The sequence below is a fragment of the Kitasatospora misakiensis genome (genome assembly GCF_042656005.1).
GTDB lineage: Bacteria > Actinomycetota > Actinomycetes > Streptomycetales > Streptomycetaceae > Kitasatospora > Kitasatospora misakiensis.
Genome location: NZ_JBHSOF010000004.1, coordinates 60,958 through 74,255 on the forward strand (window position 1 = coordinate 60,958; position 13,298 = coordinate 74,255).

Here is a 13,298-nt window from a genome sequence, read left to right on the forward strand (position 1 = left end):
CGCCGCCGACGCCGGATCGTCCCGGGTTTTCGCCCCACGGAGCAGGAAGTCGGCCCGCCCGACTTCCTGCTCCACGGGAGGCACTCAGGGCGCGTAGTCGTAGCCGATCGTGAAGCGCGTCGGCAGGCAGGCCTCGGTGTACTCGATGATCCCCTGATCGTCGGACCAGCGGTGGACGAGCGCGAGGATCGGGGTGCCGGGGGTCAGGGCGAGGGCGGCGGCCTCGCGGGCGGTGGCGTCGCGGGCGTGCATGTCGTCGCGGCCCACGGTGATCGCGCGGCCGGTGGCTTCGAGGACACGGGCGGTCATGCCGTCGTTGCGGGCCGGGTTGGTGTTGAGCAGGTCCGGGCAGAGCGCCGCGAAGTGGGCGGGGTACCAGGAGACGGCGAACATCGTCCGGGCCTTCCCCCGGCCCACGATGTACTCGCGCCGGACGAGTTGGGCCCCGCCGTCGAGGTCGAACAGGTCGGCGACGTACAGCGGCGGCACCACCAGCTCGGCGGCCGTGACCCGGCTCGTCTCGCCGTCCATGAGCGAGGACTTCCGCCGGTTCACCCGGGCCAGCCGCTCCCGGCTGCTGGCGGTCACCCGGGGATCGTCCGCCACGAACGTGCCGCGCGGGCTGGTCCGCAGGTAGCCCTCCACCTGGAGGTGCTGGAGCGCCCGCGAGACGGTCGCGACCGCCACCCCCCAGCGCCCGCAGATCTCCTTGTTGCTGGGCAACTTCGTGCCGGGCGCCAGCTCGCCGGACAGTATCCGCTGACGGTAGTGGTCGGCGATGACGGAGTAAGTCTTGGCGGCTCCACCGGACATGGCGCTCTCTCGCTCCCGTTGCTGACGGACAGTGAGAGCAGACTAGTTCACTCGAAACCGTAGCGGGTGAACTACGTCACTCTTCATGCTGGACTAGTTCACTAACGCTCCGTTGGTGAGCCGCTGCCATGCGTGTTCGATCGTGAGGAGTGCCGGCTGTGGGCTCGATGATGAACAAGGCGACCGAGGAACTGCGCCGGGAGGCAGCGGGGGTGTTCGAGGACCTGGTGGCGGTGCTCGCCGCCATTGAGGTCAAGTTGCCCTCCGCCGCCGTGGATTGGCGGTCTGTGTGCACGAGTGGGGTGGTGCTGATCGACCTCGGGGCGGCCTCCCCGGTCGAGGTGGCGAAGCTGGTGGAGGCCCTCCGCAGGGGCGCGAGGTCGTGAAGGGCGCGGACTCCCCCTGGGTGCCGGGAGCGGGGGAGACGGTTGCGATCGTGCCGCCGGACTGGGAGATCTCCACTCCCTGGGCTCCGCGCATCCCCGCCGAGGTCGTCGACGTGGTCGACGACCTCGTGACTCTCACCGTCGACGGCTGCCTTCGCCTGCGCCGCCCCCGCGCACATCGCCCCACTGACATTGCCGCCCGTATCGCCGGAGCAGCCTTCGCCGTAGCGGCGGGCTACGGTGTGGCAACCCTCGTCGTCGCTCCGATCGGGAGCGACGACGAGGGCCTGGCCAGCCTGCTCTTCCTGTTCGCCGTCTGTGCGGCCACGCTCCTCGCGAACTGGGCTGTCGGCTGGGTGATCGACTTCCTACTCCTGGGGCGTCGCCCGGACGCGGAGGGCGGTGGTGAACCAGGCGAAGACGGTGTGGAGGCTTTCGTGGGTGGGCCAGCCGTTGACGGTGGCCAGGAGGTGCCAGTAGCGCTCGGCGCGGGGGTCGTTGGCGGTGTCCAGGCGGTCGAGGAGCCAGGTGCGCAGAGCGGGGTCGTCGGGGCGGCCGAAGGTGGTGGCGTAGGCGGCGGCGAGGGTGTCGAGCACGGCGTCGGCGGCCGGGGAGTCGGGGGTGACGCCCGAGTCGAGGGCGGCCGTGATCGTGGTGCGGACGGTCTCGGTGAGGGTGGCGTGCAGGCCGGAGTCGTCGCCGGCCGCGCGGTCGGCGGCCTGGTGGACGGCCATCCGGCGGACGGCGGCGCGGAAGTCCTCGTCCTGGACGAGTTCACCCAACTCCACCCAGGCGTCGACCTGTTCGGCGCTCGGGTCGTCCGGCAGCTCCGGCATGGCGGAGCGCATCATGGCGACGAACTCGGGGTTGGCGTCCAGTCCGCCGAAGGTGGCGTCGATGAAGTCGTGGACGAGGCGCCGGCGTTCGGCGTCGGACAGCTTGGCGAGCTTGTGCATCAGTCTCATCTCCTCAGTTGTGGAACCGCGTTCGGCCACCGCCCGCAGCACCGCCCGGCGCAGCCGGAGCGTGCGGATCTGCACGTCCAGCGCGTCGGCGTGCGCGGCGGCGACCTCGCGCAGCGGGGCGGAGCGCTCCAGTACCCGCCCGATCGTGGCCAGGTCGAGCCCCAGCTCCCGCAGCGTGCGGACCAGGTCGAGCCGGGCCAGGGCGTGCACGTCGAAGCGCCGGTACCCGGCCGCCGTGCGGTCGGTGGGCGGGACGAGCCCGGTGTCGGCGTAGAACCGGACGGCCTTCACGGTCAGTCCGGTGCGCCGCGCCAGCTCTCCGATGGAGTACAGGGTGTCGTCGTCCCGCATGGGGACCAGCCTGGCGTCTCCCCCCACGGGAGACTCAAGGGGGTTCGGGTGACCGGTACGCCGTAAGGTCGGGCGGTATGAGTGAGATTCAGGGCGGCCCGGCCTCCGTGCGCGTGCTGCTGGCGGAGGACCAGGGGATGGTCCGGGAGGCGCTCGCCGCGCTGCTCGGGCTGGAGGGGGACATCGACGTCGTCGCCCAGGTCGGTCGCGGGGACGAGGTGGTGGACGCGGCGGTCGCGCACGACGTGCAGGTGGCGGTGCTGGACATCGAGATGCCGGGGATGACCGGCATCGAGGCGGCGGCGGCGCTGCGCGCGCGGCGGCCGCAGACCAAGGTGGTGATCGCGACGACCTTCGGCCGCCCCGGCTATCTGCGGCGGGCCATGGAGTCCGGCGCGCACGCCTTCCTGGTGAAGGACGCGCCGGCCGCCGAGCTGGCCGAGGCGATCCGCCGGGTGCTGCGCGGCGAGCGGGTGATCGACCCGGCGCTGGCCGCGGCCGCGCTCGCCGAGGGGGCGAACCCGCTGACCGCCCGCGAGCGGGACGTGCTGGCGGCCGCGGCGGACGGCGCGGTGAACGCGGAGATCGCCAGGCGGCTGCACCTGTCCGAGGGCACGGTGCGCAACTACCTCTCGATGGCGATCCAGAAGACCGACGCCCGCAACCGCACCGAGGCGGTCCGGATCGCCCGCGAGAAGGGCTGGTTGTAGGGGTCCGGAGGAGACGCTCAGTTCAGCCGGTGGCGGGCGGCCCGGGCCTCCTGGCGGACCTTGGCGGCGCCGTCGGGGTCGAAGGCGTCCAGGATCTCCGCGTATTCGTCCATCTCCCGCGCCCCGCCCAGGAAGTCCGCGGTGCGCACCAGCAGTTCGGCCCGTTCGAGCCGGAGCTGGGCGGGGTGGCGGGGGAGCAGCAGGGCGAGTTCGGTGGCCCAGAGCTGGGTGCGGGCGTGCTCGGGCCGGTCGGCGGCCCAGGCGCGGATGTTGCCGAGCACCCGCAGCACGGTGTCCAGCGGCTGCGCGGGGGTGAGCAGTTCGGGCGTGAACTCGTGTCCGGCGGTGTGCACCAGCTCGGCCGCGTCCTCCAGGTCGAGCAGCCGACCGCCGTGGAACGGGTCGGCCAGGACGTAGTCCTCGCCGCCGGCGGGGCCGCCGACCGCGACGATGTAGTGCCCGGGCAGGGCGATCCCGTGCACGGTGAGCCCGGCCCGGCGGGCGACCGCCGACCAGACCAGCGAGAGCATGATCGGCAGTCCGCGTCGGCGCCGCAGCACGTCGGGCAGCAGCGAGGACTCCAGCCGCCGGTAGTCGGACGTGCGCCCGTGGAACCGCTCGCGCCCGCCGAGGACGGCGGCCAGCAGCGCCGCGGTCTCCTCCGGCCCGGCCGGGGCCCGCTCGGCGACGGCGCGCCGTACGGCGGCCGCGTGCCGTTCCAGCGCCGCCTCGCAGGCGGCGAGCAGGGCGTCGGGCGCCGGCGGGTCCTGGAGGCCGTCCGGGTCGGACGGGTCGGGGGCGGGGGTGTGTTCGGCGGCCGCGAGCAGGCAGAGCAGCACCGGATCGGGGTGCTCGGCCCGGGCCTCGGTCCGGAAGCGTGCTCTGCTCTGCTCGGTCACGGCGGTGGCGGCGGCTTTCGTACGGTCGGGCGGGGAGGGGACGGGGACAAGGAAGGAACGGGGCGTGGCCGGGACTCCTACCCCTGCGGCAGGAGTGCGTACTGGTAAGTGTGACTGGTCGTGAAGCCCAGCCCGTCATAGAGCGCGACCGCTCCGGTGTTCTCCGCCTCCACCTGCAGATACGCGCCGCTCGCCCCCTCCTCGGCGGCCCGGGCCGCGAGCACCGCCATGACCGCCGTGCCCAGGCCGGCCCGGCGCCCGTGCGGGGCGACCTCGATCGCGCCGAAGCCGGCCCACGGTCCGTCGATGACGCAGCGTCCGACGGCCAGCGGCGGCTGCCCGGGCCCGGCGCCCGGGACGGTGGCGAACCAGACCGACGGGCCGCCGTGGACGACCCGCAGGGCGGCCTCCTCGACCGCCGGGCCGCCGCCGGCCCGCCGGTACAGCGACAGCCAGGCCGGGCCGGCGGTCCGGGAGAGCCGGACCTCGCGGAGCGCGGCGGGGAGCCCGGTCCGGGCGAGCCCGGCCAGCGGCGCGACCCGGAACAGGGTCGGCGCGTACGTCGCGCCCAGCCGGTCCAGCTCCTCGCGCAGCCCCTCCGGCGAACCCGGGGTGCCGACCTCCACCCGGGCCGGCAGCCCGCGCGCCGCGTACCAGGCCCGGACGGCCGCGAGCGCCTCGTCCAGCGGCCGGCCGGGGTCGCCGAGCGCCAGGACGGAGTTGGCCCGCCGGGTGAAGCCGGCCGAGGCGCGCAGCGTCCACGCGCCCAGCGGCTCCTGTTCGACCGCCGGCCAGCCGCGCGCGGCGATCCGGCGGAGCCCGGCCGGGTCCGCCGTCGGCAGCGGCGCGCGCCGGGCCGGGAAGAGCGGCACCACCTTGCCCGCGACCAGCAGCCGCTCGTCGAAGGAGACCGGGTCGCCGGCCCGCGGCACCACCGTGAGGCCGTCGTCGTCCCAGGCGGCGAGCACGCCGATGGCGTCGCGGAAGACTGGCCGGTTGTCGTCGGCGAATCCGGCGAGTCGCCGTACGGAGACCCTCCGGCCCACGTCAGAGCGATCCATCCGGACCTCCGGACGGTGCTGAACCGGCCCTTCGACGGCCATCTGGGCACCTCCTGTGCATTTGCGGTCTCCGACCCGCGATACTAGGGGCGGGCATCGACGACACCGCGCTCACCCGCGCACGCGAGAACACAGAACTGGGCCGCCGAGCCCTTCCGAGGAGGAACGACAGCGTGACCTACGTCATCGCGCAGCCTTGTGTCGACGTCAAGGACAAGGCCTGCATCGAAGAGTGCCCGGTTGACTGCATCTACGAGGGCGAGCGATCGCTCTACATCCACCCGGATGAGTGTGTCGACTGTGGCGCTTGCGAGCCGGTCTGCCCGGTCGAGGCGATCTTCTACGAGGACGACACGCCGGAGGAGTGGAAGGACTACTACAAGGCGAACGTCGAGTTCTTCGACGACCTCGGTTCGCCCGGTGGTGCCTCGAAGCTCGGGCTGATCGAACGCGACCACCCGTTCATCGCCGCTCTGCCGCCGCAGAACGCCGAGCACTGACCGATCGGTGGCAACTGAGCTGTGAGTACCACGAACAGCACGCGCGCGCCGTTCCCGGGCCACCCGGGGGCGGCGCGCCGCGTTTCCGACCTCCTGCCGGTCTTCCCCTGGGACAAGCTGGAGCCGTACAAGAGCACGGCGCTCGCCCACCCCGGCGGGCTCTGCGACTTCTCCGTGGGCACCCCGGTCGACCCGGTGCCCGAGGTGATCCAGAAGGCGCTCGCCGCTGCCACGGACACCCCCGGCTACCCGACCGTCTGGGGCCCGCTGGAGCTGCGCGAGGCGATCGCGGGCTGGCTGCACCGCCGGCTCGGCGCCGAGATCGGCCCGCAGGCCGTCCTGCCGACCGTCGGCTCCAAGGAGCTGGTGGCCTGGCTGCCCACCCAGCTGGGCCTCGGCCCCGGCGACCAGGTCGCCTACCCGCGGCTGGCCTACCCGACGTACGAGGTGGGCGCGCGGCTCTGCGGCGCCGAGCCGGTCGCGTACGACTCGGTGGACGAGCTGGACGGCTCCCGGGTGCGCCTGCTCTGGGTCAACTCGCCGTCCAACCCGACCGGGCGGGTGCTCGGCGCGGACGAGCTGCGCCGCGCCGTGGCGTGGGCGCGCGAGCACCGGGCCCTGCTGGTCAGCGACGAGTGCTACCTGGAGCTGGGCTGGGAGGCCGAGCCGGTCTCGGTGCTGCACCCGGAGGTGTGCGGGGGCGACCACGAGGGCCTGCTGGCGGTGCACTCGCTGTCCAAGCGCTCCAACCTGGCCGGCTACCGCGCCTCCTTCGTGGCGGGCGACCCGGTGGTGGTCAGGGAGCTGCTGGAGGTGCGCAAGCACGGCGGCATGATCGTGCCGGCGCCGGTGCAGGCCGCGACGGTGGCCGCGCTCGGGGACGACGCGCACGTGGCCGAGCAGCGGGAGCGGTACGCGGCCCGGCGCGCGGTGCTGCGCTCGGCGCTGGAGGCGTACGGCTTCCGGATCGAGCACTCGGAGGCGAGCCTCTACCTGTGGGCGACCCAGGACCGGCCGTGCTGGGAGACCGTCGCCGAACTCGCCGGACTGGGCATCCTGGTGGCGCCCGGCGACTTCTACGGCCCGGCCGGGGACCGGTTCGTCCGGGTCGCGTTCACCGCGACCGACGAGCGGGTCGAGGCGGCCGCGGAGCGGCTTCGCGCGGCCCGCTGACTGAGGCTCGCAGCTAGAAGGCCGAAGGGGCCGGTGTTCCGAGGAGGAACACCGGCCCCTTCGCCGTCGTCGGAGCCGGGCGCCGCAGGGACCGGGGCGCCCGGGGCGCCGGTCCTACAGGCCGAGGCCGCCGCCGTTGACGCCGCCCAGCAGGCCGCCGACCGGGCCGAGCGCGCCGGTCAGGCCGCCGAGGCCCTGGAGCGGGCTGTTCGGGCCGAGGTCGGCGCCGCCCAGGCGGTTGGCCGAACCGTGCTCGGCCAGGCCGAGCACGTCGGCGCCGGGCAGGTCGGAGGTCAGGCCGCCGGGGAGGGCGCGGCCGACGGCGCCGATCGGCAGCGCGTCGGTGACGGCGCCGGTGCTGGGCACGGCCTGGGTGAGGCCGCCCGCCCCGGGCACGGCGTTGGCGACCGAGCCGGCCTGGGCGAGCCCGCCGACCGGGCCGGAGCCGGCCTGCGAGCTGCGCTGCGGGCCGGCGGCGTGACCGGTGACGGCCTCGCCGAGCTTGCCGGCCAGGGTCTTGGCGACCTTCGGGGTGACACCGGAGAGCTGGCCGGTGGTGGCGGCGGTCTGGTCGACCGGCGCGGTCAGCGAGCTGGCCTTCTCGTTCGCCTCGGGGAGCTGGTGGGCGACGATGTTGCCGGTGGCGTCGGCGGTGGCCGGCACGCCCGCGGCGACGGTGGCGGCGCCGGTGTTCCCGGCGGCCTGGCCCAGCTCGTGGGTGGTGTGCTGCAGGGTGGAACCCGTGTCGGTGTTGGTCAGCTGGCCCAGCGGGGCGGCCAGGTCGCTCTTCGGCAGCAGGGCGTCGGCGGCGGACGCGGAGCCGGCCGCGACCAGCGGGGTCGCGCCGGCCGCCACGAGCAGCGCGGCCTGGGCGATCCGGCGCGTGAGGGGGTGAGACATGGGGCTCCTCGAAGGGGTCTGGGTCCGTACCGTCCGCCGGGCGGACGACGTTCTTACCGCTTGAGAAGCCAGAAGGTTTCGGTCGGTGCAAGGAATACGCCGGCCCGACCATCGGATGGTAGGACCGCAGAGGGGGCCGCTCCCGGGGCCCGGCCGGGGGCGTCCGCGTGCGACGGGCCAAGGGGAGTGACGGTTCTGCGCCCCGCCCGGCCGGGACACCCCCGCGTCCACCTGCGTTGACGGGAATCACCCGGTCGGCGGCTACCCGGACACCAGTGCGTCAACCGCCCGGTACCGCGTTCCGGGCCGGAGCTCAGCCCTTCGCGGGGGCAGCCAGCGAGACCAGCACCAGCTTGGTGGACGTCCCCGTCGGCTGCGGCTTCCAGCCGTCCTCGGACTTCGCCTTCCGCCAGATCCGCCCGTCGTACGCGACGGTCTCGATGCCCAGCTTCTGCGCCTGGGTCACCGCCCACTGCGCCACCGCCCAGCCGTTCTGCCGCTCGGCGTCCGGCCCGGCGTCGGTGGACGCGGTCGGGTCCGGGGTCAGCGAGACGGCGTTCTCCGCGCCCTTGATCGTCGAGGTGTAGCCGGCCGCCGGGGTCACCGTCCGGCCGAACTCCCGGCGCACCCGGTCGCTCAGCACCTGCGCCCGGTCCGGGCGGGGCGCCGCGGCACCGGTGGCCGGCGTCGCCCCGGCCGGGGCCGGCGAGGCGTCCTCCTCGTCGGTGTCCGGCGCGGCGAAGTCGCGCACCACGCAGTTCAGCGCGGCCGCCTCGCGCCCGGTCAGCGCGGAGGCCAGCAGGGTGGCCTTGGTCTCGTGCTTGGCGTAGGCCTGCGGGTAGCCGCTCTTCTGCACCTGCTGGGCCGCGTCGGTCAGCGGTAGCCGGGTGTAACCGGGCACCTTCACCAGGCCGTCCAGGAACTTGTTGGTCGCGTAGACCGGGTCCATGATCTGCTGCACGGTGCCCCAGCCCTGCGAGGGCCGCTGCTGGAACAGGCCCACCGAGTCCCGGTCGCCGCCGGCCAGGTTGCGGATCTTGGACTCCTGCATCGCGGTGGCCAGCGAGATGGTCACGGCCCGGTCCGGCAGGGCGCGGGCGTGCGCGACGGCGGCGATGGTCGCCGCGTTGGCGGCCTGCGGGATCTCCAGCGTCCCCTCGCCGGCCGGCGTCTTCACCGAGCAGCCCTCGGGGGTCAGCAGCTTCTGGTCGCGCAGCCAGTAGAGGCCGACCGCGACCACGGCCAGGACGAGCAGACCGATCAGCACCACCCGCAGCGGCCTGCGACGCCGCGGCGGAGCCGCGTCCTCGCCCCCGCCGCCGCTCTTCCGCCTGGCCACCGCCGCCCCTCTCCAACCGAGCACTCCGAACCGACACCGTACCCACTCGGACGGGTGTGCGGCGGCGGGCGGTTGCCGCGAGGGTGTCACAGGCCTGCCACGGCCCGGCCCCGCCCGGGATCCCGGCAGGACTACGCTGGGCCACCATGAGCAGCCCGAAGACGCCCCTGGACCTCACCCTCGACGGCGGCGCGCTGACCGCCCAGCTGGTCGACTTCCCCTCCGTCAGCGGCGACGAGCAGGCGCTCGCCGACGCGGTGGAGGACGCCCTGCGCGCCCTCCCGCACCTGACCGTCGACCGGTACGGCAACAACGTGGTCGCCCGCACCGGCCTCGGCCGCGCCGAGCGCGTGCTGCTCGCCGGCCACATCGACACCGTGCCGATCGCCGACAACCTGCCCTCCTGGGTCGAGGGCGACCTGCTGTACGGCTGCGGCACCTCGGACATGAAGTCCGGCGTCGCCGTCCAGCTCCGGCTCGCCGCCACCCTGCCCGAGCCCAACCGGGACCTCACCTTCGTCTTCTACGACTGCGAGGAGGTGGAGGCGAACCGCAACGGCCTCGGCCACCTCGCCCAGGCCCACCCGGACTGGCTGACCGCCGACTTCGCGGTGCTCATGGAGCCCAGCGGGGCGGTCGTCGAGGGCGGCTGCCAGGGCACCCTGCGCGCCCAGGTCCGGCTGACCGGCGTCCGCGCCCACTCGGCCCGCAGCTGGCTCGGCGACAACGCCATCCACCACGCCGCCGAGGTGCTGCGCCGGCTCTCCGAGTACCGGGCGCGCAAGGTCGAGATCGACGGGCTTGAGTACCACGAGGGCCTCAACGCCGTCCGCATCGACGGCGGCGTGGCCGGCAACGTCATCCCCGACGAGTGCGTGGTGACGGTCAACTTCCGGTTCGCGCCGGACCGCGACGAGGCCGGGGCCGAGAAGCACGTGCGCGAGGTCTTCGACGGCTTCGAGGTCACCGTCACCGACTTCGCCCCCGGCGCGCTGCCCGGCCTCAACCAGCCGGCCGCCCGGGCCTTCCTCGCCGCCACCGGCGGCACCGCCCGCGCCAAGTTCGGCTGGACCGACGTGGCCCGGTTCAGCGCGCTCGGCGTCCCCGCGGTCAACTACGGCCCGGGCGACCCGAACATGGCGCACAAGCGCGACGAGCACTGCTCGCTGAGCGCCATCGCCGAGACCGAGGAGCGGCTGCGCGCCTGGCTGACGGCCTGAACCCGGCGGACGGCCGGACCGGTCCGCGCGGCCGGTCCGACCGTCCGACCATCGGCCGAACGCCATCTTCCGGTTGCCTGACCGACCTTCCACCGTTGCCTGAAAAAGGCGGGACGCGGGCGTAGGGTTTCGTCATGACAGGCACTGGAGACGAAAAGCACTACGGGCACGGTCCTGAGCAGGTGGGCGAGCCGCGCCCGAAGAAGGCGTGGCCCGAGAAGCAGAAGGGCCCGGTGCTGGTGCGCCGGGACCAGGTCGGCGAGAGCACCACGGACCAGCGCCTGCTGGACACCACCGGCCCGACCGACTGGCTGCACACCGACCCCTGGCGGGTCCTGCGGATCACCTCCGAGTTCGTCGAGGGCTTCGGCGCGCTGGCCGAACTCCCGCCCGCGATCAGTGTCTTCGGCTCCGCGCGGACCCCGGTCGACTCACCCGAGTACGCCGCGGGCGTGGCGATCGGCCGGGCGCTGGCCGAGGCCGGCTACGCGGTGATCACCGGCGGCGGCCCGGGCGCGATGGAGGCGGCCAACCGCGGCGCCTCGGACGCCGGCGGGCTCAGCGTCGGGCTCGGCATCGAGCTGCCCTTCGAGCAGGGGCTCAACGAGTTCGTCGACCTCGGGCTGAACTTCCGGTACTTCTTCGTCCGCAAGACGATGTTCGTGAAGTACGCCGAGGGCTTCGTCGTCCTGCCCGGCGGCCTCGGCACGCTGGACGAGCTGTTCGAGGCGCTCACCCTGGTGCAGACGAAGAAGGTCACCCGCTTCCCGGTGATCCTCTTCGGCAGCGCCTACTGGGGCGGACTCGTCGACTGGCTCCGCGACACCCTGGTCGCCCAGGGCAAGGCCGCCCCGCACGACCTGGAGCTCTTCCAGGTGACCGACGAGATCGACGAGGTCATGAAGATCCTCGCCGAGGCCCGCCGGCCCGTGCACGAGATCTAGGCCGCATCCCGACGGCGATCCGCGCGGATCCTCAGGCGAGCCCCCGGCGGGCCACCGCCGGGGGGCGGGTGCCGCGGATCGAGGCGACCATGTCGAGCACCTGCCGGGTCTCCGCCACCTGGTGCGCCCGGTAGATCCGGGCGCCCAGCCAGGCGGAGACCGCCGTGGTCGCCAGGGTGCCCAGCAGCCGCTCGTCCACCGGCCGGTCGAGCGTCTCGCCGACGAAGTCCTTGTTCGACAGCGACACCAGCACCGGGAACCCGGTCGCGGTCATCTCCGGCAGCCGCCGGGTCGCCTCCAGCGAGTGCCGGGTGTTCTTCCCGAAGTCGTGCCCCGGGTCGATGATCACCGCGTCCCGCCGCACGCCCAGCCCCACCGCCCGCTCGGCCAGCCCGACGGTCACCCGCAGGATGTCCGCCATGACGTCCTCGTAGCCGATCCGGTGCGGACGGGTACGCGGCTCGGCGCCGCCCGCGTGGGTGCAGACCAGCCCGACGTCGTACCGGGCGGCCACCTCGGCCAGCCGCGGGTCCACCCCGCCCCAGGCGTCGTTCAGCAGGTCCGCACCCACCTCGCAGACCGCCTCGCCGACCTCGTGCCGCCAGGTGTCCACGCTGATCACGGCCTCCGGGTGGCGCTTGCGCAGCTCCGCCACGAACGGCACGGTGCGCCGCAGCTCCTCCTCGACGGTCACCTCGTCGCCCGGCCCGGCCTTCACCCCGCCGATGTCGAGGATCGCGGCGCCCTCGGCCATCGCGCGGTCGGCGGCGGTGAACGCGGCCTCGTCGGCGAAGGTCGCGCCCTTGTCGAAGAACGAGTCCGGCGTGCGGTTGACGATCGCCATGATCACCAGCTCGTCGTCACCGAATTCCCGTGGTCCCAGGCGCAGTGCCACCGATGTCTCCTCCAGAGCTGCTGCGGGTGCGATGATGGCCCCCGGCCCATCGGGACCATGATCCCACTCCTGTCGGGGCCGGCCGGAAAATCGGGAGGACCGCTCGTGTTCTGGGTGATCGTGGTGGCCATGGCCGTGGTGGTCGGCGGCGCCGCGCTGGTGGCGCTCGGCGGCGGCGGCTCGCTCCCGGAGGCCGTGCAGGACCGGATCTCCGCCCGACTGCCGCAGGACCGCCCGCTGGGCCGCGCCGACGTGGACGCGCTGCGCCTGCCGATGGCCCTGCGCGGCTACCGGATGGACGAGGTGGACGACGTCCTCGACCGGCTGGGCGCCGAACTCTCCCACCGGGACGCCCGGATCGCCGAGCTGGAGGCGCTGGCCGCGGTGCGCGGCGCGGTCGAGACCACCGACCACCCGGAGCCCGGCGCCGAGCCGCTGCCCGGCCTGGAGGAGTTCGCCCAGGTCGTCGAGCCCGCCGTCGCCCTCACCAAGTCCGTCTGGGCCCCCGCGGCCCGCGAGCTCGACGACGCCGCGCCGGAGGGGGAGCAGCGGTGAGCACCGCCACCGGCGCCGTCCTGGGGGCGGACGGGCTGCGCCGCTGCGGCTGGGGCGACTCCTCGGACGACTACCGCGTCTACCACGACACCGAGTGGGGCCGCCCGGTCCGCGGCGACGACGCCCTGTTCGAGCGGGTCTGTCTGGAGGCCTTCCAGTCCGGCCTCTCCTGGATCACCATCCTGCGCCGCCGCGAGGGCTTCCGGTCCGCCTTCGCCGGCTTCGAGATCGCCGCGGTCGCCGAGTTCGGCCCGGCCGACGTCGAGCGGCTGCTCGCCGACACCGGCATCATCCGCAACCGCGCCAAGATCGAGGCGTCGATCGCCAACGCCCGGGTCGCCCGTGACCTCGACGGCGGACTGGACGCGCTGATCTGGGGGTTCGCCGGCGACCCGGACCGGCCGGCGCCCCGTACGACGGACGAGGTGCCGGCCGTCACGCCCGAGTCGACGGCGCTGGCCAAGGCCCTGAAGAAGGCCGGTTTCCGGTTCGTCGGCCCGACCACCGCGTACGCGCTGATGCAGGCCTGCGGACTGGTCGACGACCACCTGGCCGACTGCCACGTCCGCACCGCGCTCACGCGGTAG

The 13,298-nt window shown here is 74.1% G+C and carries 15 protein-coding genes; 8 read left to right on the plus strand and 7 right to left on the minus strand.

What is annotated here, in order from left to right; all coding sequences use genetic code 11:
- Positions 1–84: 84 nt before the first annotated feature.
- Complete coding sequence (locus tag ACFP3U_RS05340; RefSeq protein WP_380224015.1) at positions 85–813, minus strand: GntR family transcriptional regulator; 729 nt, start codon at positions 811–813, stop codon at positions 85–87.
- Between the two features lie 158 nt (positions 814–971).
- Between ACFP3U_RS05340 and ACFP3U_RS05345 the strand changes: the two genes are divergently transcribed.
- Positions 972–1,199 carry a hypothetical protein gene (locus ACFP3U_RS05345; RefSeq protein ID WP_380224016.1) on the plus strand — a complete coding sequence of 76 codons (228 nt, stop codon included), beginning with the start codon at positions 972–974 and terminating at the stop codon, positions 1,197–1,199.
- A 368-nt stretch (positions 1,200–1,567) separates the two neighbouring features.
- On the opposite strand, the gene ACFP3U_RS05350 is transcribed toward ACFP3U_RS05345, so the two are convergent.
- Positions 1,568–2,515, minus strand: coding sequence for a MerR family transcriptional regulator (locus tag ACFP3U_RS05350; RefSeq protein WP_380224017.1), 948 nt, complete (start codon positions 2,513–2,515; stop codon positions 1,568–1,570).
- A 77-nt stretch (positions 2,516–2,592) separates the two neighbouring features.
- Between ACFP3U_RS05350 and ACFP3U_RS05355 the strand changes: the two genes are divergently transcribed.
- A complete protein-coding gene (locus tag ACFP3U_RS05355; RefSeq protein WP_380224019.1) occupies positions 2,593–3,225 on the plus strand; it encodes a response regulator transcription factor in 633 nt (210 codons plus the stop codon).
- A 17-nt stretch (positions 3,226–3,242) separates the two neighbouring features.
- On the opposite strand, the gene ACFP3U_RS05360 is transcribed toward ACFP3U_RS05355, so the two are convergent.
- Positions 3,243–4,124 carry a transglutaminase family protein gene (locus ACFP3U_RS05360; RefSeq protein ID WP_380224020.1) on the minus strand — a complete coding sequence of 294 codons (882 nt, stop codon included), beginning with the start codon at positions 4,122–4,124 and terminating at the stop codon, positions 3,243–3,245.
- Between the two features lie 77 nt (positions 4,125–4,201).
- Positions 4,202–5,185 carry a GNAT family N-acetyltransferase gene (locus ACFP3U_RS05365; RefSeq protein ID WP_380224021.1) on the minus strand — a complete coding sequence of 328 codons (984 nt, stop codon included), beginning with the start codon at positions 5,183–5,185 and terminating at the stop codon, positions 4,202–4,204.
- Positions 5,186–5,358: 173 nt separating this feature from the next.
- Here ACFP3U_RS05365 and fdxA point away from each other — a divergent pair, with 173 nt between their 5' ends.
- Together fdxA and dapC are read left to right on the plus strand one after the other, a co-directional pair.
- Entirely contained in the window at positions 5,359–5,685 is a 327-nt protein-coding gene (gene fdxA / locus ACFP3U_RS05370; protein ID WP_030459925.1) for a ferredoxin, read from the plus strand.
- Positions 5,686–5,706: 21 nt separating this feature from the next.
- Positions 5,707–6,858: a succinyldiaminopimelate transaminase gene (gene dapC, locus ACFP3U_RS05375; protein ID WP_380224022.1), complete on the plus strand. Its 1,152-nt coding sequence runs from the start codon at positions 5,707–5,709 to the stop codon at positions 6,856–6,858.
- Positions 6,859–6,972: 114 nt separating this feature from the next.
- Here dapC and ACFP3U_RS05380 read toward each other — a convergent pair whose 3' ends face one another.
- On the minus strand, positions 6,973–7,758 hold the full coding sequence (locus tag ACFP3U_RS05380; RefSeq protein WP_380224023.1) for a hypothetical protein: 786 nt from the start codon (positions 7,756–7,758) through the stop codon (positions 6,973–6,975).
- 313 nt (positions 7,759–8,071) lie between these two features.
- On the minus strand, positions 8,072–9,097 hold the full coding sequence (locus ACFP3U_RS05385; protein ID WP_380224024.1) for a VldE C-terminal domain-containing protein: 1,026 nt from the start codon (positions 9,095–9,097) through the stop codon (positions 8,072–8,074).
- Positions 9,098–9,243: 146 nt separating this feature from the next.
- On the opposite strand from ACFP3U_RS05385, the gene dapE reads away from it, so the two are divergent.
- Together dapE and ACFP3U_RS05395 are read left to right on the plus strand one after the other, a co-directional pair.
- The gene (gene dapE, locus ACFP3U_RS05390; RefSeq protein WP_380224025.1) at positions 9,244–10,317 is read left to right on the plus strand and encodes a succinyl-diaminopimelate desuccinylase; all 1,074 of its coding nucleotides are present in this window, start codon (positions 9,244–9,246) and stop codon (positions 10,315–10,317) included.
- Between the two features lie 134 nt (positions 10,318–10,451).
- Entirely contained in the window at positions 10,452–11,261 is an 810-nt protein-coding gene (locus tag ACFP3U_RS05395) for an LOG family protein (protein WP_380224026.1), read from the plus strand.
- A gap of 31 nt (positions 11,262–11,292) precedes the next feature.
- On the opposite strand, the gene folP is transcribed toward ACFP3U_RS05395, so the two are convergent.
- Positions 11,293–12,105 (minus strand): dihydropteroate synthase, encoded by an 813-nt coding sequence (gene folP, locus ACFP3U_RS05400; RefSeq protein WP_380224154.1) that lies wholly within the window; start codon positions 12,103–12,105, stop codon positions 11,293–11,295.
- A gap of 156 nt (positions 12,106–12,261) precedes the next feature.
- On the opposite strand from folP, the gene ACFP3U_RS05405 reads away from it, so the two are divergent.
- Entirely contained in the window at positions 12,262–12,711 is a 450-nt protein-coding gene (locus tag ACFP3U_RS05405; RefSeq protein ID WP_380224028.1) for a DivIVA domain-containing protein, read from the plus strand.
- Positions 12,708–13,298 carry a DNA-3-methyladenine glycosylase I gene (locus tag ACFP3U_RS05410; protein WP_380224029.1) on the plus strand — a complete coding sequence of 197 codons (591 nt, stop codon included), beginning with the start codon at positions 12,708–12,710 and terminating at the stop codon, positions 13,296–13,298. Before ACFP3U_RS05405 ends, ACFP3U_RS05410 begins: the two co-directional genes overlap by 4 nt.